Here is a 19,637-nt window from a genome sequence, read left to right as displayed (position 1 = left end):
GTTCGTCTTGAAAGTGAGTCGCACGGTAACGCTATAGCGGAATGCCATTGTTCTCAATGACTTGCGATGACTGTTGAATCGTCCTACAGGCCGCGTCAATCGCGGTTTTGTAACATTTTGGCGCAAATCTTGCGTAAAAAATAAAGAACGCCCTGTTGGTTTCTTTTCACGAGGAAGAACCCAGGCCGGGCGGACCGTTTTCGCAATTCCTCGCAAAGGTGTGTCAATGAGTAGTACGCAAAGCTCCAATGACCTCGAACAGGGGCTCAAACCGCGTCACGTCACCATGCTGTCGATTGCCGGCGTCATTGGTGCCGGTTTGTTTGTCGGCTCCGGCCACGCGATTGCTGCCGCCGGCCCTGCGGTCCTGCTGGCATATGCCGCAGCGGGTACGCTGGTGGTCTTGGTGATGCGCATGCTGGCCGAAATGGCCGTGGCGTCGCCGGACACCGGTTCGTTCTCCACCTATGCCGACCGTGCGATCGGTCACTGGGCCGGCTTTACCATCGGCTGGTTGTACTGGTGGTTCTGGGTGCTGGTGATTCCATTGGAAGCCAACGCCGCCGCGACCATTCTCCACGCCTGGTTCCCGGATGTGGCCATCTGGGCCTTCACGCTGATCATTACCTTGCTGTTGACGGCCACCAACCTGTTCAGCGTGAAGAACTACGGTGAGTTCGAGTTCTGGTTTGCGTTGATCAAGGTCGTGGCGATCGTGGGCTTTGTGATCCTCGGCCTGGCGGCGATTTTCGGCTTCCTGCCCACCAGCCAGGTCAGCGGCGTTTCCCACTTGTTTGACACCCAAGGCTTTATGCCCAACGGCATGGGCGCGGTATTGGCCGCGATCCTGACCACCATGTTCTCCTTCATGGGCACCGAGATCGTCACCATCGCCGCCGCTGAATCGAAGAACCCAGGCCAGCAAATCACCAAGGCCACCAACTCGGTGATCTGGCGGATTGGTTTGTTCTACCTGTTGTCGATCTTCATCGTCGTGTCCCTGGTGCCTTGGAATGATCCGACCCTGGCGGCGGTAGGTTCCTACCAGACCGTGCTGGAACGCATGGGTATCCCGAACGCCAAGCTGATCGTCGACCTGGTGGTCCTGGTTGCCGTGACCAGCTGCCTGAACTCGGCGCTGTACACCGCTTCGCGCATGCTGTTCTCCCTGGGCCGTCGCGGCGATGCACCGGCCGTGGCCAAGCGCACCAACAAGAGCGGCACGCCTTACTGGGCGGTATTGCTGTCCACCGGCGCGGCGTTCCTGGCGGTATTTGCCAACTACGTGGCGCCGGCTGCAGTGTTCGAATTCCTGCTGGCCAGCTCTGGCGCCATCGCGTTGCTGGTGTATCTGGTGATTGCAGTGTCGCAACTGCGTATGCGCCAGAAGCGCATGGCGGCGGGCGAGAAAATTGTCTTCAAGATGTGGCTGTTCCCAGGCCTGACCTACGCGGTGATGGTATTCATCGTCGGCACATTGACCATCATGCTGTTCCAGGAAGCGCATCGGGTCGAGATCATCGCGACTGGGGTCTTGAGCTTGCTGGTAGTGGCGGCGGGGTTGTTTGTGTCCAGCCGTCGCAAGGCGCAGAGAGTGGGCGCTGCGGTGCTGAATTGATGTGATGGAATGCGGTGCTTGATTGCGCCGCAGTTCAAATGTGGGAGGGGGCTTGCCCCCGATAGCGGTGCGTCAGTCGACATCTAATTGACTGATACCACGCTATCGCGGGCAAGCCCCCTCCCACATTTTGTTTTGCGTCAGTCTTGGGAGTTGGTGAGGGCCTGGGAGGCGGCGACGTAATCCGCCTGGAACTGCGGCGACTCGATCCACGCCAGTGCGGCGGCTTCATCGTCGCTGTCGGTGGCCCACTGCCGATACTCGATCAGTGCCGCCAGGATAAAGTCGGTGGCTTCTTCTTCGCCTTCCTGCTCCAGCACCAGCGCGAGCAGCGGGTGGGCCAGGAATACCGCGCAGAGGGCCTGCTGGCTGGTCTCGCCGGCGGTGCGCATCTCCACGAACAGCTCGGTCAAATCCACCGACTCAAGGTCAATGCGGTCGTCATCGCCGGCAAACGCATCCGGCTTGTTCGCGACGGCGCGCTGGGTGCGGTTCTGCTTGGCCTTGGCCTTGGCCCGGTGGGCACGTTTTTGCTGCTTGTTCGGCGAGGCCATGGGCTCACGTCCTTGGGTCAGGATCTGGGTGGGGTATTGAAGCGCAGGTTGAGGGAAATCCCAAGGGTATCCGCCGTTAATTGACCGTGTTGCAGCCATGCTAGTGCAATCGGCCACAATCGATCCTGATACTCGCTGCGAAAGAACGCGAAATGTCCGACCTGTTTTTCGCCGATGTCTTCCGGGGCGATGCGCAGATGGGTGCGCTCGCTGCCATCGAAGTAACCCAGCAACCGTTCAATCGCCGCCACAGTGCCGAAGGGGTCATCGGTGATGCTGATCGCCAGCACCTGCGCCTTCACGCGACTGAATGGCAAGTCCGCCAGGGCCCGCCCGCTGGGCCGCGTCTCATACCTGGGCGTTGGCGTGCTCCAGTCGCGCACCACGCCTGCCGGCGTATCCTCCAGCCAACCCAGGCGCTTGCCGGGGAAATACCCGCAGAGTGCCGTGACCATCGGCATTACCACATGCCATTTGGCAAACATCTGCCAGCGCCCGGCGGCGGCGTAATCGCGCCAGTAGGCGAACTGCGCGCCCACGGTCACGATTCGCCGGATCACCGCGCCGGATGCCCCCAACCCCGCCGCACAGCCGCCAAAACTGTGGCCGACCACATCAATCGGCTGGCCTGGAAACTCCCGCTGTGCCCGCAGCAGGATCGCTTCGAAATCCAGCGTGCCCCAATCCGACCACGACGCCTTGAACCCACGCAACGAACCGCTGCGGGACTCGCCGATGCCGCGATAGTCGTAGGTGATCACGTCGAAGCCGTTGGCGAACAGGTAGTCGGCGAAACGTGAGTAATGGCGGCAACGCACGGAGGTGGCGGCGTTGATGATGACGACCGGGCGTTCTAGGTCGGTGCGCGGGTGGCGCCAGGTGAAGCCGCCGAGGGGGTGGCCGTCTGCGGCGGATTCGAGGAATGCTTCTTGGGTGGGGCGGGTTGGCAGGTTCATAGGTCCGCTCGATCCGTGCGCTTTTTTGTGGTGCTTGGAGGCTCACGCGCTTTTTATAGGGAGTCGAAATTAACAAATTTAGCGCGCCATGGGTGTGAAGATGGCCATGACGCTCGACCTTGGCCCTTTGGGTGCATAGGCTGACGATCTTTCGATTGATCTGAGCTCGACCATGACCCGCGACACCCTCGAACACCACCAGATCCCCGTCTACTTCGCCGCTGTCCTCCTGGCTGGTGCTTTCGGCCTGCTCGCGCCTTCGTTGACCCAGGGCCTCGGCGCGCTGGTCACGCCCGCCATCGCGGTGTTGATGTATGCGATGTTCCTGCAAATTCCTTTTCTGGACCTGCGCCAGGGCTTGGGCCACAAGCGTTTTCTGTCGGCGCTGCTGCTGGCCAATTTCATCCTCGTGCCGTTGCTGGTCTGGGCCTTGACCCGTGGCCTGGTGGAGCGCCCTGCGTTGCTGGTGGGCGCATTGCTGGTGTTGCTGACGCCGTGTATCGACTATGTAGTGGTGTTTACCCATATCGGTAAAGGCGACTCGCGCTTGATGCTGGCGGCGACGCCGGTGCTGTTGTTGCTGCAGTTGCTGCTGTTACCGGTGTACCTGGGGTTGATGCTGGGGGCGCAGTCCGGGGGGGTGGTGCAGGCGGGGCCGTTTATCGAGGCGTTCCTGTTGTTGATCGTGCTGCCCATGGGGCTGGCGGTGATCACCACATTCCTGGCGCGGCGCTCATCGGGCGTCAGTGCGTGGAGCGACGCCTGGGCATGGTTGCCGGTGCCGGCGATGGCGCTGGTGTTGGTGGTGGTGATCGGTTCGCAAATCACTTCGGTGGTGCGTGACATTAACCTGTTGCTGCCGGTGATCCCGGTGTACGTGGCGTTCCTGTTGCTGGCGCCGGTGATCGGGGCGTTGGCTGCGAGGCTGTTCGCGCTGCCGGCGGCGACGGCACGGGCGGTGACGTTCAGCGCATCGACGCGTAACTCATTGGTGGTGTTGCCGCTGGCCCTGGCGTTGCCAGAAGACGTGCGCGGCGTGGCGGCGACGGCGGTGATCCTGCAAACCCTGGTCGAGTTGGTGGGCGAGTTGATCTACGTGCGCCTGATCCCGAGGCTGGTGTGGCCTGCAGGTCGGTGAAACGTGAATGTTCAGGTTTGTTCAGGTGCTATTAGGGATACGTTCGGCACCCTAGGTCGGCGTTCCCTACCTGACAGGCCAGCCCATGGATCACTGCAACCGTTTCCGCCTGGAGTCCCTGGGCATTTTCCTGTTCGCGCTGTTGCTGTTCACGCTGGGTATCTGGGACCAGCAGCCCCAGGGCTTTGACGGTCGCTGGGCGCTGTTTCTGCAGGAAATGTTTCGCCATGGCGCGAGTCTTTTCCCCACCACCTATGGGCAGCCTTACGCGGACTACCCTGGTACCGCGACCTTCTTCAGTTACGTATTTGCCCGGTTGTTCGGTGCGCCCAACCATTTGGCCAATGTGCTGCCCACTGCCCTTGCATCCGCCGGGGTCGTAGCCTTGATCTATCGCTTGCTGGTCCCGGCGAGTCGCCCGTGGGCGTTGCTCACGGTGCTGCTGACGTTGCTCACTACCCAATTGCTCGAGAAGTCCCGCTCGGTATGCCTGGACCAGATGGTGGCGTTGTTGTGTGTCGGCAGTTTCTACCTGCTGCACAGTGGTGCGCGCCTGGGCTCACGGCTCAGGCAACTTGCGGTGTTCCCGCTGTTCATCCTGGGTTTCGCGATACGCGGCCCGCTGGGCTTGATCGAGGTCTGCGGCGTGGTGTGCGTGTATTGGGCACTGGGCAGACCTGGAGCGCGGGTCAGGCAGGTGTTGATCCACGGCATCGTTGGCCTGGTGTTGCTGGCGGCCTGTTGGTGGCTGTTGGTGAAGCTGGCGCGCATCAGCGGCGGCGATGGGTTTGCCGATGAAGTGTTCAAGATGCAAGTGGGCGGGCGCCTTGATGAAAGCGGCGAGCCGTTCTATTTCTACTTCCAGCTGAGCCTGTACCGTTACTTCCCCGTGGTGCCGCTGGCGTTGGTCACATTGGTTGCGCTGCGTCATCGTTGGGCGGAGCGGTTTGATGACCCGGTGCAATTGGTGGTGCGGCTCGGTGCCTGTGGGTTGATGATCCTGCTGGGCTTGTCGGTGCCGCATTTCAAGCGTGCCTATTACATTCTGCCCATGGTGCCGATGTTTGCGGCTGTCGCGGCCTATGGGCTGCTTCAGGCGCAAGGCTGGCTTTCGGGCGTGCGCAGGGGCTACGAGTGGCTTGTCGCGGCGCTGCCGGCGCTGTGCGTGGTTGCCGTGTTTGTCTGTCGGCATGGGTGGCAGAAGCACGGTTACTGGCCTAACGTTTCGTTGCCGCTACTGATTGCTGTCCTGTTGGTGCTGCAAGTGGCGGCGCTGGGTGTCTGGCGACGGCCGCAGCGACTGGTGTGGCTCAGCCTCGTTGCATTGGCGGCGCAATGGCTGGTGTTGGTGGCTGTCGTGGAGCCGGCCAAGGATTTGCAGTTCGATACCCGGAGATTTGTGGGGCAGGTGGAGGCGCTTCGCGTGAAGCAGCCGGGTACCTTGGTGTTTCTCAATCTGGGGCGTGATACCTGGGCCGTGCGCTACATGATGAACCTGGACCACGACGAGCAGCCCGTGTTTATCGCGGGTAACGAGGTTGGACGGCTGGATGCTTTGCCCCGTCCTGCCTGGGTGATCGTGGCACGCAAGGAAACGGCGCTGTTGCCGGGAACGCCCCTGGAGCGCCTGCAGCCGAGCCTTGAAGGGCGATTGAACGACAACCCGCTGATGGTGTTTTTGCTGAAGTGAACCGGCACCTTGCTGTATGTTTGCCGATCGAGTGACCGGTCGGTGATATTGGCTGTGCCGTTTTTTGAACTTGCCGTATTGGAAGCGCATGGATATGACGAAAAAGGACTTTGACCGGCCCGTCAGTGGCTATGTAATTGAGCGCTCGCGAATCGGAAGGCTGAGCATTGGCTTCGATGGTGGCTGCAGCTATCCGGCGATGATCAATGTGTTGAGGGCGGTCTTCGAGCGTTACGGGCGCCTGGTACGCTTTGGCGAGCAGCTGTCAGCCCAGGGCTGGCTGGATCGGGTGGAAGAGCGCGGCTTTGAGATATCCGATCAGGAGCGGGTGGCGGTGTTCACATTGATGTCGGATCGCAGCTAACTGAAATCCTCTGGGGCGATGCTCGATCGCCCCAGGCGGCATCTATAAATCCCGGACAACAAAAAACCCGCACTGGGCGGGTTTCTTGTGGGCTTTCGGGTGGTTTTGGCACCACCTGAAACTAATGAGTGGTGCCCAGAGACGGAATCGAACCGCCGACACGGGGATTTTCAATCCCCTGCTCTACCGACTGAGCTATCTGGGCAACGGGGCGCATTAAACGGGTTTTTCAGGGGGTCGTCAAGCAAGTTTTCAAAAAATATTTAATTATTACCGTCGCTTACGTGCCGACCCCGATTTTTGATCAATTATTGAGCAGGCGGCACGTAGCCGTCAGCCTTGGCGTAATCCTCGCCGGAAAAGAACTTGTCCATTTCGCCTGACAGGTATTTACGGTCTTCGGCGTTCATCATGTTCAGGCGTTTTTCATTGATCAGCAGCGTCTGGTGTTTCAGCCAGTCGCCCCATGCCTGGGCGGAGATGTGATCGAAAATGTCCTGGCCCTTCGCACCTGGGTACGGAGGGCGTTCCAGGCCTGGCAATTCTTCGTTGTACTTGCGGCACATTACGGTGCGGGTCATGACGACTCTCCTGCGTTCAATACATCGGCCGCGCGTTTCAGCAGTTTCTTTACCGGGGCGGCAAGGCCCAGGCGCGGCGGGGTGGCGAGGTTATACCAGAGCCAGTCGGCCTCGGCCACGTGATGGGCGGATTCCTCGACCTGCACCAGCCAGGGTTCGATGGCCAGCTGGAAGTGGCTGAAGGTGTGGATCAGCCCCGGTAGTGCCTGGTGCTCGCCCAGCTCGAGTGCGTGCTGGTTGGCCAGGTGTTCGAGGTCTTGCAGGTCGTCCAGTTCGGGCAGGCTCCACAAGCCGCCCCACAGGCCGGTGGAAGGGCGACGGTAAAGCAGGATGGCGCCTTCGGCATTGGCCAGCATCGGCATCAGCGTGCGCTTCTGCGGGATGCTCTTGCGCGGCTTGGGGATCGGGTAGCGTGTCTCCAGGCCGAGCAGGTGGGCTTCACAGCCTTTTTCCAGCGGGCACAGCAGGCAGCTGGGCTTGCTGCGGGTGCAGAGGGTGGCGCCCATGTCCATCATCGCCTGGGTGTAGGCGTTGACACGGTCATGGGGTGTGAAGCGCTCCGCGGTGGCCCACAGCTGCTTGGCCACCTTGGGTTCGCCGGGGTAGCCCTCTTGTGCGGTGAAGCGCGCCAGCACGCGTTTGACGTTGCCGTCGAGGATCGGCGCGCGCATTCCCATGCTCAGGCTGGCAATCGCGCCGGCGGTGGACAGGCCGATGCCGGGCAACTCGGTGAGTTTTTCCACATCCCTGGGAAACTCGCCGCCGTACTCGGCCACGATGATTTTCGCGGTTTTTTGCAGGTTGCGCGCCCGAGTGTAATAACCCAGGCCGGTCCACAGGTGCAGCACTTCGTCCTCCGGCGCGGCGGCCAGGGCTTCGACCGTTGGCAGGGAGGCCATGAAGCGGTCGAAGTAATTGAGCACCGTGCTGACCTGGGTCTGCTGCAGCATGATCTCCGAAACCCACACCCGGTAAGGCGTGATGCCCTGTTGCCAGGGCAGGTCATGGCGGCCGTGGCGGTCGTACCAGTCCAGCACCGCCGTTGAAAACTGCTCGTTTTTCATCGTTTGAACAGGCCTTTCAAAGCATCTTTGAGCTGCGGATTGACCTTGTCGAGCTTCTCTTCCAGCTTCTCGCTGAGCTTGTTGCCGGCCGCCTTGATCGCGACCTGGCTCAGGCTGTCCTTGTCCAGGCGGCAGGCCTTGGCACCGAGTTCCAGTGGGCCACGGCAGCGCAGCGGCACTTCGATGCCCTGGAAGTTGGCGCCGACTTCGCAGGCCGGGTCCGGTACTTCGCGCTGGTCGCCTTCGACGATGATGCCGACGCGGTAATCCATGCCCAGTACGCGCAGGTCGACGTCACCGTTGCCATTGACCGCCAGCCCGGGGATGCGCACTTTCAGGTCGGGGTTGTTGGCGACGCCGTTACGGAAGGTCAGGTTGCCCTTCAACTCCTGGAACGGGGTGTCCTTGCCGCGTTGTTCGCCGCTCAGGGTCTTGCGGTTGAGCAGGGCGATACCGGTGCACAGTTGCTGCTCGAGGTTGGCGTTGAGCAGCACGCCGTTGTTGATCACAAAGCTGGCGGTACCGTTGAGGCTGTCGATCAGGGCTTTCTGGCTGTTGCCGCGGCCGCTGAGGTTGCTGTCGAGGGTGACCTGGCCTTTCACCGGCGGCGTTTGCCCCTGGGCCTGCAGGATGCGTTCGACCGGCACCTGCCTGATCCGGCTTTGCAGGGCCAGCAGCGGAATGTCCTGGCGCACGTCCAGGCTGCCGTTGGCCTGGAAGGTGCCGTTGTAGAGCCCGCCGCTCAGGGTGTCGAGCTTGAGTTGGCCGTCGACGCCGGACGCTTTCAGCGCGGCATTCTGGATCGGCAATTTACTCAGGGTCAGTTGGTCGAAGGCGAGGTCGGCATTCACATCCAGCTTGCGCAGATGGGCCAGTGGCAGCAGTTTGTCGGTGCTCCAGGCGCCTTTGGTCGGTGCTTCCGGCAGTGGCGTGGTGCCCCCGGCCGCCATGGCGCCGGCTTCGCTGTTCTGCACCTCGGCCTGGCGGGCGGCGGTCGCGCCCTTGGCGGATTCGGACTTGGCCGGCAGGTAGTTGTCGGCGTTGAAGGTATCGCCCTTGAGCTGCACGCGCAGCGCCTGCTTGGCAAAGTCGTCCACGGCGATACGACCGGTAAAGGTGCTGCCATCGAGTTTCAGGTTCAGGTCTTCCAGCGCCAGGCTGGTCGGCGTGCCCTTGAGGCGGCTGACCAGCTCGACCTTGCTCAGGCTGCCCTCGGCCATGGGCGGCAGCGGGTTGCCGACGCTGTCGAGGAACTTGGCCAGGTCAAACTGGGCGATGGACAGCGCGCCGTTGAGCTGCGGGGTCTTGTCCAGGTCGTTGACCTTCAGTTCGCCCAAGGCGCGCAACTGGTTGGCCGAGAGCTTCAGGTTGGTCCATTCGGCGATATTGGCCGCCTGGTCCACCAGTAGCTGGCCCTGGGTGGAGAAGGTCACGGTCTTGCCTTGCAGCGGCTCGCCAGTGGCTTCGCCGGTGACTTTCATGTCTTCGAACTGGTAGCGCTTGAGCGCGCGCTCGATACGCAGGTTGCCGTTGAGCTCGGTCTTGACGCGCATCACCGGCTGGTTGCTGCCGAAGAAGGCGGTGAGTTTCACCGGGATGCTCGCGCCTTCGTGCACGGCGCCGGTGCTCAGCTGGATACTTTCGGCGCTGAATTGCTTGCCGGTCTGTTCATCGTTGTATTCGACGCGGGCGTTGTTGACCGTCAGGCTGTCGATATCCAGGCGGATCGGCTTGGACGGTTTTTCCGCTTCGGGCTCGGCAGGCGCTTGCGCCGGCGCGGGGGTTCCGGCAGTTGCCACCGGCGCGTTCTTGCCGATGTCTTCCCAGTTGCCATGGCCCTGCTTGTCGCGGTTGAGGCGCAGGTTCAGGCCTTCGACACGCACATCGCTCATCTGTACTTCGCGACGCAGCAGCGGCAGCACGCGCACCGACAGGCCAAGCATTTGCAGGTCGGCGAAGGGTTGGGTCGGCGTGGTCAGGGTCGCCACGCTGGCTTCGTGCAGTTCCAGGCCGAGCCAGGGGAACAGGCTCCAGCCGATATCGCCATTGAGCGTCAGCTCGATGTGGGCCTTGTCGCGGGCAATCTGGCGAATCTCGTCTTTATAGTCGTTGGGATCGAAGAGATGGGTCAGGGCAAAGCCCAGAGCCACAATGATCAGCAACAGCCCGAGAAGTACCAGACCCAGGATTTTGCCGAACGCTTTCATGGGCGAGTCCTTGTATGTCGATTTCAAAATTTAGCCGCAGAGTATAACGCCCGACGGCCTGCGTCAGGTCACCGATCGTTACATTGTATCCACAGGTCGGGAAGCGGGTTTTTGACGCCAATAAAACCGAAAAATCGCAAAAAGATGATGTCATTTTGGTTTTTCTGTCATCCGCTAATGCTAATCTTCAGCCGTTCGTTCGCCTTCTGCGACTTATCGTCGCGCCAAAATGGAGCTTCACTCTACAAAAACGGCCACGCTTTGCGTGCAAGGCCGAGGGAGAGAGCGCCTGACGAACGCATACTAATAACTGGGGGATTCATCAATGAGCACTAGCACTGTGGCCGGCACTACCGCCGCCCAGCCTGCGTTCCTGTCGAAGGAGCGCATTATCGCCAAGCCCGGCTTCAACCGCTGGCTGGTTCCACCGGCCGCCCTGGCCATCCACCTGTGCATCGGCATGGCCTACGGCTTCTCGGTGTTCTGGTTGCCGTTGTCCAAGGCGCTGGGTATCACCAAGCCTGTCGCCTGTGCACCGGACATGAGCTTCATCGCCCAGGTCTTCTCATCCCAATGCGACTGGCCCATCTCCATGCTGGGCTGGATCTACACCCTGTTCTTCATCTTCCTGGGCTGCTCGGCAGCGATCTGGGGTGGCTGGCTGGAACATGCCGGGCCGCGCAAGGCCGGTGTTGTGTCGGCGTTGTGCTGGTGCGGCGGCCTGCTGATCTCGGCGCTGGGTATCTATACCCACCAGATCTGGCTGATGTGGATCGGCTCCGGGGTCATTGGCGGTATCGGCCTGGGCCTGGGCTATATCTCGCCCGTATCGACCCTGATCAAGTGGTTCCCGGACAAGCGCGGCATGGCCACCGGCATGGCGATCATGGGCTTCGGCGGCGGCGCAATGGTGGGCGCCCCGCTGGCTGCTGCGCTGATGGGGCACTTTGCTTCGCCGACCAGCGTAGGCGTATGGCAGAGTTTCCTGGTCATGGCTGCGATCTACTTCGTGTTCATGATCGGCGGCGCGCTGTCCTACCGCGTTCCCCCCACTGGCTGGAAGCCTGAGGGCTGGACCGCACCGGCGAAAAAAGCCAGTAACGCGATGATCACTCACCGTCACGTGCACGTGAATGTGGCGTGGAAAACCCCGCAATTCCGCCTGGTATGGCTGGTGCTGTGCCTGAACGTGTCGGCCGGTATCGGCATCCTCGGCATGGCTTCGCCGCTGCTGCAGGAAGTGTTCGGTGGCAAGCTGCTGGGTGTCGATGTGCCGTTTGGCCAACTGGACGCCGGGCAATTGGCGTCGATTGCCGCCATCGCTGCGGGCTTCACCGGCCTGCTGAGCCTGTTCAACATCGGTGGCCGGTTCTTCTGGGCGTCGTTCTCCGACTACCTGGGGCGTAAAAACACCTACTTCGTGTTCTTCGCCCTGGGCTTTGCCCTGTATGCGCTGATCCCGAACCTGGGGCACCTGGGCAACGTGGCGCTGTTCGTGGCGGCGTTCTGCATCATCCTGTCGATGTACGGCGGTGGTTTTGCGACGGTCCCGGCCTACCTGGCCGACCTGTTCGGTACCCAGATGGTCGGCGCGATCCACGGTCGCCTGCTGACTGCCTGGGCAGCGGCGGGCGTGCTGGGCCCGGTGCTGGTGAACTACCTGCGTGAGTATCAACTGAGCATCGGCGTTGAACGCGCTGCGGCCTATGACATCACCTTGTACATACTCGCCGGCCTGCTGGTGCTGGGCTTTATCTGCAACATGCTGGTCCGCCCGGTGGCCGACAAGTACTTCATGACCGATGCAGAACTTGCCGCAGAGCAAGCGCTGGGCCATGACAAAGGGGCTGATGCCAGCACTTCCCTGGAGTGGAAAGCGGCGCCCGGCACCGTGCCATTGGCGATCGCGGCCTGGCTGGTTGTGGGTATTCCGTTGGCGTGGGGTGTGTGGGTGACCCTGCAGAAGACGGCGGTACTGTTCCACTAAGTTGAATACAAGCGGGCGCACCATCCTGGAGCGCCCGCTTGTGTATACATGTCTATCCCCGACATTCCCCGCCTCAACTCGTCAGTCTTATCCCCTTCGATGTTTCTGTTTAGCGCCCGCGCCCCTATAATGGCTGCCTTTTTCGCCCAATGATTTTGCGGAGCTGGTGATGGCCGAACGTAAGGCGTCCGTCGAGCGCGACACTCTGGAAACCCAGATCAAAGCCTCGATCAACCTGGATGGCACCGGAAAGGCCCGATTTGATATCGGTGTACCTTTTCTTGAGCACATGCTGGACCAGATCGCCCGTCACGGGCTGATCGACCTGGATATCGTCAGCAAGGGCGACCTGCATATCGACGACCACCACACGGTGGAAGACGTAGGCATCACCCTCGGCCAGGCGTTTGCCAAGGCCATCGGCGACAAAAAAGGCATCCGTCGCTACGGCCACGCCTATGTCCCGCTGGACGAAGCGCTGTCGCGTGTGGTCATCGACTTCTCCGGCCGCCCAGGCCTGCAGATGCACGTGCCGTACACCCGCGCCACCGTGGGCGGCTTCGACGTCGACCTGTTCCAGGAATTTTTCCAGGGCTTCGTCAACCACGCACTCGTCAGCCTGCACATCGACAACCTGCGCGGCACCAACACCCACCACCAGATCGAAACCGTGTTCAAGGCTTTCGGCCGCGCGCTGCGCATGGCCGTGGAGCTGGATGAGCGCATGGCCGGGCAGATGCCCTCGACCAAGGGCGTCCTGTAATGCAGACGGTCGCGGTTATCGATTACGGCATGGGCAACCTGCACTCGGTGGCCAAGGCCCTCGAACACGTAGGGGCCGGCAAGGTGCTGATCACCAGCGATGCCAACGTGATTCGCGAAGCCGACCGCGTGGTGTTCCCCGGTGTGGGCGCGATCCGCGATTGCATGGCCGAGATCCGCCGCCTGGGCTTTGACAGCCTGGTGCGCGAAGTCAGCCAGGATCGTCCGTTCCTCGGCATCTGCGTGGGCATGCAAGCCTTGCTCGATCGCAGTGAAGAGAACGACGGCGTCGACTGCATCGGCCTGTTCCCCGGCCAGGTGAAGTTCTTCGGCAAGGACCTGCACGAAGACGGTGCCCACCTGAAAGTCCCGCACATGGGCTGGAACGAAGTCAGCCAGACAGTGGATCACCCGCTGTGGCACGACATCCCGGACATGGCGCGCTTCTACTTCGTGCACAGCTACTACATCGCCGCCGGTAAACCGCGCCAGGTGGTGGGTGGTGGGCACTACGGCGTCGACTTCGCCGCAGCGTTGGCCGAAGGTTCGCGTTTTGCCGTGCAGTTCCACCCGGAGAAGAGCCATACCCATGGCCTGCAATTGCTGCAGAACTTCGCCGCCTGGGATGGGCGCTGGTAAATGGCCAGGAAGCCGAAGCTGCCGATCTTGACCCTCACGCCGGAGCAGGAAAGTGAGGCTACCCTCAAGATCAAACGCTTCATGGAAGACCGCTTCGAGCTCAAGCTGGGCTCGTTCGAGGTCGCCGAGATTCTTGAGCTGTTCACCACCGAAGTGGCTCCGCACTATTACAACAGGGCGATTTTCGATACGCAGACGCTCCTTAAAGAAAGGTTCGAAAGCATCGAAAGCGACCTGTGGTCGCTTGAGAAACCCTGATTTCCCAAGCATTGCTGAATATCGAATAAGGTTTGCCAGATGCTGATTATCCCCGCTATCGATCTCAAGGACGGCGCCTGCGTCCGTCTGCGCCAAGGCCGTATGGAAGATTCCACCGTGTTCTCCGATGACCCGGTGAGCATGGCTGCCAAATGGGTGGAAGGGGGCTGCCGGCGTCTGCATCTGGTGGACTTGAACGGCGCCTTCGAAGGCCAGCCGGTCAACGGCGAGGTGGTCACCGCGATCGCCAGGCGCTACCCGAACCTGCCGATCCAGATCGGCGGCGGTATCCGCTCCCTGGAAACCATCGAGCATTACGTCAAGGCCGGCGTGAGCTACGTGATCATCGGCACCAAGGCCGTGAAAGACCCGGCCTTCGTTGCCGAAGCCTGCCGCGCGTTCCCGGGCAAAGTGATCGTGGGCCTGGACGCCAAGGACGGTTTCGTCGCCACCGACGGCTGGGCTGAAATCAGCACCGTGCAAGTCATCGACCTGGCCAGGCAGTTCGAAGCCGACGGCGTGTCCGCCATCGTTTATACCGACATCGCCAAAGACGGCATGATGCAGGGCTGCAACGTGCCGTTCACCGCTGCGCTGGCGGCGGCGACGAAGATTCCGGTGATCGCTTCCGGCGGCATTCACAACCTCGGTGACATCAAGTCACTGCTGGACGCCAAGGCCCCCGGCATCATCGGCGCCATCACCGGCCGCGCGATCTACGAAGGTACCCTGGACGTCGCCGAAGCCCAGGCTTACTGCGATGCCTACAACGGCTGAGGACTGACCATGGCGCTGGCCAAACGCATCATCCCTTGCCTGGACGTCGACAACGGTCGCGTGGTCAAGGGCGTCAAGTTCGAGAACATCCGTGACGCCGGCGACCCGGTGGAAATCGCCCGTCGCTACGATGAGCAGGGTGCCGACGAGATTACTTTTCTCGACATCACCGCCAGCGTCGACGGCCGCGACACCACGCTGCATACCGTCGAGCGCATGGCCAGCCAGGTGTTTATCCCGCTGACCGTGGGCGGTGGCGTGCGCACCGTGCAGGACATCCGCAACCTGCTCAATGCCGGTGCGGACAAGGTCTCGATCAACACTGCTGCGGTGTTCAACCCGGAGTTCGTCGGCGAAGCCGCACAGCACTTCGGCTCGCAATGCATCGTGGTCGCCATCGACGCCAAGAAAGTCTCCGGCCCGGGCGAAACCCCGCGCTGGGAGATCTTCACCCATGGCGGTCGCAAGCCGACCGGCCTGGACGCGGTGGAGTGGGCGATGAAGATGGAAGGCCTGGGCGCCGGGGAAATCCTGCTGACCAGCATGGACCAGGACGGCATGAAGAACGGCTTCGACCTGGGCGTGACCCGCGCCATCAGCGATGCGCTGGGTATTCCGGTGATCGCTTCCGGCGGCGTCGGTAACCTGCAACACCTGGCCGACGGCGTGATCGAAGGCCATGCCAGCGCGGTGCTGGCGGCGAGTATTTTTCACTTTGGCGAATACACCGTTCCCGAGGCCAAGGCCTACATGGCGGCGCGCGGTATCGTCGTTCGCTAAACGTTGCTGGACACCATGGCAGGCGCGCGGCACTCTCTGCGCTTGCCATGGATTCCGGTAGCCTTCATGTTCAAGACCCTGCTGCTTGCCCTCGCCAGCACCTCCATCTTCATGGTGAGTGCGGCCCACGCCGAAGAGCCGTCCGACGCTTCCCTGGTATTGCTGACGGAAAATTTCCCGCCCTACAACATGGCCAAGAACGGCAAGAACTTCGCCAGGGACGAGAACATCGAAGGCATCGCCGTGGACATCGTGCGCGAAACCTTCAAGCGTGCCGGCATTTCCTACAATCTCACCCTGCGTTTTCCCTGGGAGCGAATCTACAAGCTTGCCCTGGAGAAACCCGGTTATGGCGTGTTTGTGATGGCGCGCCTGCCGGATCGGGAAGCGTTGTTCAAGTGGGTCGGCCCCATTGGCCCGGACGACTGGGTGCTGCTGGCCAAGGCCGACAGCAAGATCCAGCTCGACGACCTGGAGCACGCGCGCCGCTACAGGATCGGCGCCTATAAAGGCGATGCCATCGCCGAGACCCTGGAGAAGCAGGGCCTTAACCCGGTGGTGGTGTTGCGTGACCAGGACAACGCGCAAAAGCTCGTGGATGGCCAGATCGACCTGTGGGCCACCGGCGATCCGGCCGGGCGTTACCTGGCGCGCCAGGTCGGTGTGATCGGGCTCAAGACTGTGCTGCGGTTCAACAGCGCCCAGTTGTACCTGGCGCTGAACAAGGACGTACCGGATGAGACGGTGGCCAGGCTGCAGGCAGCGTTGGATCAGTTGCGCTCTGAAGGGCGGGTGGAACAGATCATGGCGGACTATTTGTAGCGGTAGACGCCGTTCTTGCCGTGCCCCGCCATGGCTTGATTGCTGCGCACACTGATCATCAGCTTGATATCAATCCACTCGATGCCCTGGGCCTGGAGCTTGGGCAATTCGCGCTCGAGCACCGCCAGCGTCTGCGGATAGGGGTGGCCGATCATCACCGCCGAACCCTGTTTATGCGCCAGCTTGATCGCGGTTTGCAGCTGCGTGGCAATCGCCGCTTCGGTGCGCTCATCATCGAGGAATACATCCCGCGAGACATGGGCCAGGCCGATCTTCTGCGCCTCGGCGGCGGCCACGGTCTGTGCGCTGGTGCGGCTGTCGACGAAGAACTTGTTGCGCCGCTGCAGTTCAGCCATCAGCCAGGCCATGGCGGCTGGCTGGGCGGTCATGCGACTGCCCATATGGTTGTTGATGCCGGCGGTGTAGGGCACGGCCTTGAAGGCCGCGTCCAGGCGTTGGCCAAGTTCTTCGAGGGAGAGTTCAGGGTGCCAGGCGAACGGGCCGGTGGCAGGGTCCATGGGCATGTGCAGGATCACGATCTTGCCGGCCTTGTGCGCTTCGCGGGCGAATTCGGCGGCGTGGGGCGTGTCGGGCATGATCGCCGTGGTCACCGGTCCAGGCAGGGCCAGCACGCGACGATCCCGGGGCAGGTTTTGCCCTAGGTCGTCGATGATAAGGGTCAGGTAGGCTTTGTGGGATTCGCCGGCAGGGGCCGCTTGGGCGACCCCTGCCAGGCTGCACAGCACAGCAATGATCAGGGCAACACGCATATCAACGGCTGCGCGTAATGCTCAGGCCCTTGAGCAGGCTCAGCGCCTGGGCCAGCTGGTAGTCATCGTCCTGCGGCATCGGCTTGGCTTTCTTGCTGCTGCCGGTTGGCTGGTCGGCACCGCCGTTGCCATTGCCCAGGTGACCTTGCAGGTCTGCTTCCTTGTAGTACTCGCTGTCGATTTCGTTGGTGATCTTGGCCTTGCGCACTTCGATGTCCGGCACGATGCCCTGGGCCTGGATCGAGCGGCCGTTCGGCGTGTAGTACAGCGCGGTGGTGATCTTCAGGGCGCGATCGTTGTTCAGCGGCAGCACGGTTTGTACCGAGCCTTTGCCGAAGCTGGTGGTGCCCATCAGCACGCCGCGCTTCTGGTCTTGCAGGGCGCCGGCGACGATTTCCGAGGCCGAGGCGCTGCCGCCGTTGATCAGCACGGCCAATGGCACGTTCTCGCTGAGATCGTTGCCGGTGGCCGAGAAGCGCAGCTCGGAGTTGGCGATACGGCCCTTGGTGTAGACGATCAGGCCCTTGGTGATGAAGTGGTCGACCACTTCCACCGCCGACTGCAGCACGCCGCCCGGGTTGTTGCGCAGGTCGAGCACGATGCCGCTGAGTTTCTTGCCGTTGTCCTTGCGCAGCTTGGCCAGGGCCTTGGCCACTTCTTCGCCGGTCTTGACCTGGAACTGGGTGATGCGGATGTAACCGTAGCCCGATTCCAGCAGCTGGCTCTTCACACTCTTGACCACGATGGTCGCGCGGGTGAGCGTCACGTCAAACGGGTTGCCGCCATCGCGCACCAGAGTCAGGGTGATTTTCTGGCCGATCTTGCCGCGCATCTTGTCGACGGCTTCGGTCATGGTCTGGCCGCGGGTCGGCTGGCCGTTGATCTTGACGATGAAGTCACCGGCCTGGATGCCGGCCTTGGACGCCGGGGTGTCATCGATGGGCGAAACGACCTTGATATTGCCGTCTTCGGCGCCGACTTCAATGCCCAGGCCGCCGAATTCGCCGCTGGTGCTTTCCTGCAGCTCGGCAAAATCTTCCGGCCCCAGGTAGGCGGAGTGCGGATCAAGGTTGCTGAGCATGCCCTTGATGGCATTCTCCAGCAGGGTCTTGTCGTCTACAGGTTCGACATAGGCGGCCTTGATCCGGTCCATGACCTCGGCAAAGGTGCGCAGCTCGTCCAGCGGCAATGGCGCCTTGGTGGTCGCGGCCGTGGCGGCGGGTGCAGCCGGGGCGGCCTGGTCGGCAAAAGCCAGAGGCGCGCCGATCACCAGGGCGATCGTCAGGGCCAGCGAAGTGAGGCGGGACAAATGCAGCATGTCGAACGAACTCCTAATGTAGATGCGACCCTATCCTTGGGACCGGCACCATTGTGCGGGATCGCTCGGGCGACCCTGCTGACGAATAGCGAAGTACAGCGCCGGGGTGTCCTGGCCACCACTGTTACCGACAGTGGAGATGGATTCACCGGCTTTTACAACATCACCTGCCGACTTGAGTAACGTCTGATTGTGGCCATAAAGGCTTAAATAGCCATTACCGTGGTCGAGAATCACCAGCAAACCGGCGCCCCGCAGCCAATCGGCAAACACCACGCGCCCGCCATGTACGGCGTGGACCTGGCTGCCGGCAGAGGCGCTGATCATCACCCCGTCCCACTTGGCACGGGTGTCATCGCCCCGGGTTTCCCCAAAGCGTGCCAGCAGTCGACCATCAACCGGCCATGGAAGTTTGCCGCGGGCTGAAGCAAAAGGCCCGCCGAACGACTCGCCGGCACTGGAAACCAGCGGGCCAGGGGCGGCATGTGCCGGTTTACGCGGTGCGGGGGCATCGCTGGTGGCTGTCAGTTCGGCCTCACGCTGGCGCTTTTTTTCCGCTTCCTGCTGGGCGATCAGCGCTTTCTGTCGCGCTTCTTCGGCCTCGCGTGCCTGGCGTGCCAGGGTTTCTTCGATGGTCTTGAGCACTTTGGCCAGGTCGGCCTGGTCCTGCTCGCGGGCCTGCAGCTTGGCGTCGCGGGCCTTCACGTCGTCATTGAGCTTGGCCAGGGCCAGCTGGCGCTCCTTGCGGACCTTGTCCAGCTCGTCGCGCTGGGCGTTGAGGCTGGCTTTCTGGTCCTCCAGCTGCGACTGCTGGTTGGCGATTTCCTGTTCGACGTTGGCCAACTGGCGCAGGGTCTCGTTGAAGCTTTTCAATTGCTCCAGGCGGGCCTTGCTCAGGTAGTCGTAGTAGGTCAGGGTGCGCGCGAATTTCTCCGGGTTCTGCTGGTTGAGCAGCAGCTTGAGGTATTCCTGGCGGCCGCTCTGGTAGGCGGCGCGGGCCTGGATCGCGATCAAGCGTTGCTGTTCAACGCGTGCGCTCTGGAGTTTTTTTTTCTCAGCGTCGAGTCGCTCCAGTTCCGACTCGCTCTTCTTTAGTTCTTTTTGCAGCTCCTGGACCTGCTTCTCCAGCTTGCCCATTTCGGTTTCCGTGCCGCGCAGGTCTTTCTGCACCCCGGATTTTTCTTCCTGGAGCTTGCCGAGCAGTTTTTTCAGCTCGGTAATGTCCTGACGCGTAGCGTCCAACTGTTGTTGAGTTTGTGCGCGCTCGTCGGCAAACGCCGGTTGGAGCAGGCAGACAAGAGCGAGGGTAATCAAGGCGCGAAGCATAGAGGCGGGCGACACCAGGGAAAGGG

The 19,637-nt window shown here is 61.8% G+C and carries 19 protein-coding genes and 1 tRNA gene; 11 read left to right on the top strand and 9 right to left on the bottom strand.

The window, feature by feature from the left end; all coding sequences use genetic code 11:
- Positions 1-226 precede the first annotated feature (226 nt).
- Entirely contained in the window at positions 227-1,618 is a 1,392-nt protein-coding gene (gene gabP, locus BM416_RS20375; protein ID WP_090401045.1) for a GABA permease, read from the top strand.
- Between the two features lie 140 nt (positions 1,619-1,758).
- Here the strand turns inward: gabP and BM416_RS20370 are convergent, their stop codons facing one another.
- Positions 1,759-2,172: a hypothetical protein gene (locus BM416_RS20370; RefSeq protein ID WP_092489253.1), complete on the bottom strand. Its 414-nt coding sequence runs from the start codon at positions 2,170-2,172 to the stop codon at positions 1,759-1,761.
- Between the two features lie 17 nt (positions 2,173-2,189).
- A complete protein-coding gene (locus tag BM416_RS20365; RefSeq protein ID WP_092489252.1) occupies positions 2,190-3,128 on the bottom strand; it encodes an alpha/beta hydrolase family protein in 939 nt (312 codons plus the stop codon).
- Between the two features lie 172 nt (positions 3,129-3,300).
- Between BM416_RS20365 and BM416_RS20360 the strand changes: the two genes are divergently transcribed.
- The 3 genes from BM416_RS20360 (at position 3,301) to BM416_RS20350 (ending at position 6,320) form a co-directional block, all read left to right on the top strand.
- Complete coding sequence (locus BM416_RS20360; protein WP_092489251.1) at positions 3,301-4,266, top strand: arsenic resistance protein; 966 nt, start codon at positions 3,301-3,303, stop codon at positions 4,264-4,266.
- 85 nt (positions 4,267-4,351) lie between these two features.
- Positions 4,352-5,956: a glycosyltransferase family 39 protein gene (locus BM416_RS20355; RefSeq protein ID WP_092489250.1), complete on the top strand. Its 1,605-nt coding sequence runs from the start codon at positions 4,352-4,354 to the stop codon at positions 5,954-5,956.
- An 88-nt stretch (positions 5,957-6,044) separates the two neighbouring features.
- Positions 6,045-6,320, top strand: coding sequence for a hypothetical protein (locus BM416_RS20350; protein WP_092489249.1), 276 nt, complete (start codon positions 6,045-6,047; stop codon positions 6,318-6,320).
- A gap of 129 nt (positions 6,321-6,449) precedes the next feature.
- On the opposite strand, the gene BM416_RS20345 is transcribed toward BM416_RS20350, so the two are convergent.
- The 4 genes from BM416_RS20345 to BM416_RS20330 form a co-directional block, all read right to left on the bottom strand.
- Positions 6,450-6,525: transfer RNA gene (locus BM416_RS20345), tRNA-Phe, on the bottom strand.
- A gap of 103 nt (positions 6,526-6,628) precedes the next feature.
- Positions 6,629-6,901 (bottom strand): oxidative damage protection protein, encoded by a 273-nt coding sequence (locus BM416_RS20340; RefSeq protein WP_027605083.1) that lies wholly within the window; start codon positions 6,899-6,901, stop codon positions 6,629-6,631.
- The gene (gene mutY / locus BM416_RS20335; protein WP_092489248.1) at positions 6,898-7,965 is read right to left on the bottom strand and encodes an A/G-specific adenine glycosylase; all 1,068 of its coding nucleotides are present in this window, start codon (positions 7,963-7,965) and stop codon (positions 6,898-6,900) included. Before mutY ends, BM416_RS20340 begins: the two co-directional genes overlap by 4 nt.
- Positions 7,962-10,172: an AsmA family protein gene (locus BM416_RS20330; RefSeq protein ID WP_092489247.1), complete on the bottom strand. Its 2,211-nt coding sequence runs from the start codon at positions 10,170-10,172 to the stop codon at positions 7,962-7,964. Before BM416_RS20330 ends, mutY begins: the two co-directional genes overlap by 4 nt.
- Positions 10,173-10,497: 325 nt before the next feature.
- Between BM416_RS20330 and BM416_RS20325 the strand changes: the two genes are divergently transcribed.
- The 7 genes from BM416_RS20325 (at position 10,498) to BM416_RS20295 (ending at position 16,197) form a co-directional block, all read left to right on the top strand.
- The gene (locus tag BM416_RS20325) at positions 10,498-12,159 is read left to right on the top strand and encodes an OFA family MFS transporter (protein ID WP_065940740.1); all 1,662 of its coding nucleotides are present in this window, start codon (positions 10,498-10,500) and stop codon (positions 12,157-12,159) included.
- A gap of 169 nt (positions 12,160-12,328) precedes the next feature.
- The gene (hisB, locus tag BM416_RS20320) at positions 12,329-12,922 is read left to right on the top strand and encodes an imidazoleglycerol-phosphate dehydratase HisB (protein WP_017849940.1); all 594 of its coding nucleotides are present in this window, start codon (positions 12,329-12,331) and stop codon (positions 12,920-12,922) included.
- On the top strand, positions 12,922-13,560 hold the full coding sequence (hisH, locus tag BM416_RS20315; protein ID WP_065946680.1) for an imidazole glycerol phosphate synthase subunit HisH: 639 nt from the start codon (positions 12,922-12,924) through the stop codon (positions 13,558-13,560). The genes hisB and hisH overlap by 1 nt, the downstream gene beginning before the upstream one ends.
- Positions 13,561-13,818 carry a DUF2164 domain-containing protein gene (locus BM416_RS20310; RefSeq protein WP_027605078.1) on the top strand — a complete coding sequence of 86 codons (258 nt, stop codon included), beginning with the start codon at positions 13,561-13,563 and terminating at the stop codon, positions 13,816-13,818.
- Positions 13,819-13,857: 39 nt separating this feature from the next.
- Positions 13,858-14,595, top strand: coding sequence for a 1-(5-phosphoribosyl)-5-[(5-phosphoribosylamino)methylideneamino]imidazole-4-carboxamide isomerase (hisA, locus tag BM416_RS20305; protein WP_027605077.1), 738 nt, complete (start codon positions 13,858-13,860; stop codon positions 14,593-14,595).
- A 9-nt stretch (positions 14,596-14,604) separates the two neighbouring features.
- Positions 14,605-15,375, top strand: coding sequence for an imidazole glycerol phosphate synthase subunit HisF (gene hisF, locus BM416_RS20300; RefSeq protein ID WP_003171107.1), 771 nt, complete (start codon positions 14,605-14,607; stop codon positions 15,373-15,375).
- A 66-nt stretch (positions 15,376-15,441) separates the two neighbouring features.
- Positions 15,442-16,197, top strand: a complete 756-nt coding sequence (locus tag BM416_RS20295) for a substrate-binding periplasmic protein (protein ID WP_092489246.1) — start codon at positions 15,442-15,444, stop codon at positions 16,195-16,197.
- Here the strand turns inward: BM416_RS20295 and BM416_RS20290 are convergent.
- From BM416_RS20290 to BM416_RS20280, 3 genes are read right to left on the bottom strand one after another with little or no spacing between them, the layout of a single operon-like run.
- Complete coding sequence (locus tag BM416_RS20290) at positions 16,188-16,967, bottom strand: divergent polysaccharide deacetylase family protein (protein ID WP_065940743.1); 780 nt, start codon at positions 16,965-16,967, stop codon at positions 16,188-16,190. The two genes, BM416_RS20295 and BM416_RS20290, sit on opposite strands and share 10 nt — an antisense overlap.
- 1 nt (position 16,968) lies before the next feature.
- Positions 16,969-18,285: a S41 family peptidase gene (locus BM416_RS20285; RefSeq protein WP_065940744.1), complete on the bottom strand. Its 1,317-nt coding sequence runs from the start codon at positions 18,283-18,285 to the stop codon at positions 16,969-16,971.
- 30 nt (positions 18,286-18,315) lie between these two features.
- Positions 18,316-19,611, bottom strand: a complete 1,296-nt coding sequence (locus BM416_RS20280; RefSeq protein ID WP_092489245.1) for a murein hydrolase activator EnvC family protein — start codon at positions 19,609-19,611, stop codon at positions 18,316-18,318.
- Positions 19,612-19,637: the final 26 nt, after the last annotated feature.

It is taken from the genome of Pseudomonas sp. NFACC42-2, assembly GCF_900116055.1.
Classification (GTDB): Bacteria; Pseudomonadota; Gammaproteobacteria; order Pseudomonadales; family Pseudomonadaceae; genus Aquipseudomonas; species Aquipseudomonas marginalis.
Note: the sequence above shows the minus strand (reverse complement) of the source record. Positions and strands in the feature narration are given on the sequence as shown.

Coding starts and splice junctions, on each gene's coding strand:
- gabP (WP_090401045.1), top strand. CDS start 227: ATGAGTAGTACGCAAAGCTCCAATGACCTCGAACAGGGGCTCAAACCG.
- BM416_RS20370 (WP_092489253.1), bottom strand. CDS start 2,172: ATGGCCTCGCCGAACAAGCAGCAAAAACGTGCCCACCGGGCCAAGGCC.
- BM416_RS20365 (WP_092489252.1), bottom strand. CDS start 3,128: ATGAACCTGCCAACCCGCCCCACCCAAGAAGCATTCCTCGAATCCGCC.
- BM416_RS20360 (WP_092489251.1), top strand. CDS start 3,301: ATGACCCGCGACACCCTCGAACACCACCAGATCCCCGTCTACTTCGCC.
- BM416_RS20355 (WP_092489250.1), top strand. CDS start 4,352: ATGGATCACTGCAACCGTTTCCGCCTGGAGTCCCTGGGCATTTTCCTG.
- BM416_RS20350 (WP_092489249.1), top strand. CDS start 6,045: ATGGATATGACGAAAAAGGACTTTGACCGGCCCGTCAGTGGCTATGTA.
- BM416_RS20340 (WP_027605083.1), bottom strand. CDS start 6,901: ATGACCCGCACCGTAATGTGCCGCAAGTACAACGAAGAATTGCCAGGC.
- mutY (WP_092489248.1), bottom strand. CDS start 7,965: ATGAAAAACGAGCAGTTTTCAACGGCGGTGCTGGACTGGTACGACCGC.
- BM416_RS20330 (WP_092489247.1), bottom strand. CDS start 10,172: ATGAAAGCGTTCGGCAAAATCCTGGGTCTGGTACTTCTCGGGCTGTTG.
- BM416_RS20325 (WP_065940740.1), top strand. CDS start 10,498: ATGAGCACTAGCACTGTGGCCGGCACTACCGCCGCCCAGCCTGCGTTC.
- hisB (WP_017849940.1), top strand. CDS start 12,329: ATGGCCGAACGTAAGGCGTCCGTCGAGCGCGACACTCTGGAAACCCAG.
- hisH (WP_065946680.1), top strand. CDS start 12,922: ATGCAGACGGTCGCGGTTATCGATTACGGCATGGGCAACCTGCACTCG.
- BM416_RS20310 (WP_027605078.1), top strand. CDS start 13,561: ATGGCCAGGAAGCCGAAGCTGCCGATCTTGACCCTCACGCCGGAGCAG.
- hisA (WP_027605077.1), top strand. CDS start 13,858: ATGCTGATTATCCCCGCTATCGATCTCAAGGACGGCGCCTGCGTCCGT.
- hisF (WP_003171107.1), top strand. CDS start 14,605: ATGGCGCTGGCCAAACGCATCATCCCTTGCCTGGACGTCGACAACGGT.
- BM416_RS20295 (WP_092489246.1), top strand. CDS start 15,442: ATGTTCAAGACCCTGCTGCTTGCCCTCGCCAGCACCTCCATCTTCATG.
- BM416_RS20290 (WP_065940743.1), bottom strand. CDS start 16,967: ATGCGTGTTGCCCTGATCATTGCTGTGCTGTGCAGCCTGGCAGGGGTC.
- BM416_RS20285 (WP_065940744.1), bottom strand. CDS start 18,285: ATGCTGCATTTGTCCCGCCTCACTTCGCTGGCCCTGACGATCGCCCTG.
- BM416_RS20280 (WP_092489245.1), bottom strand. CDS start 19,611: ATGCTTCGCGCCTTGATTACCCTCGCTCTTGTCTGCCTGCTCCAACCG.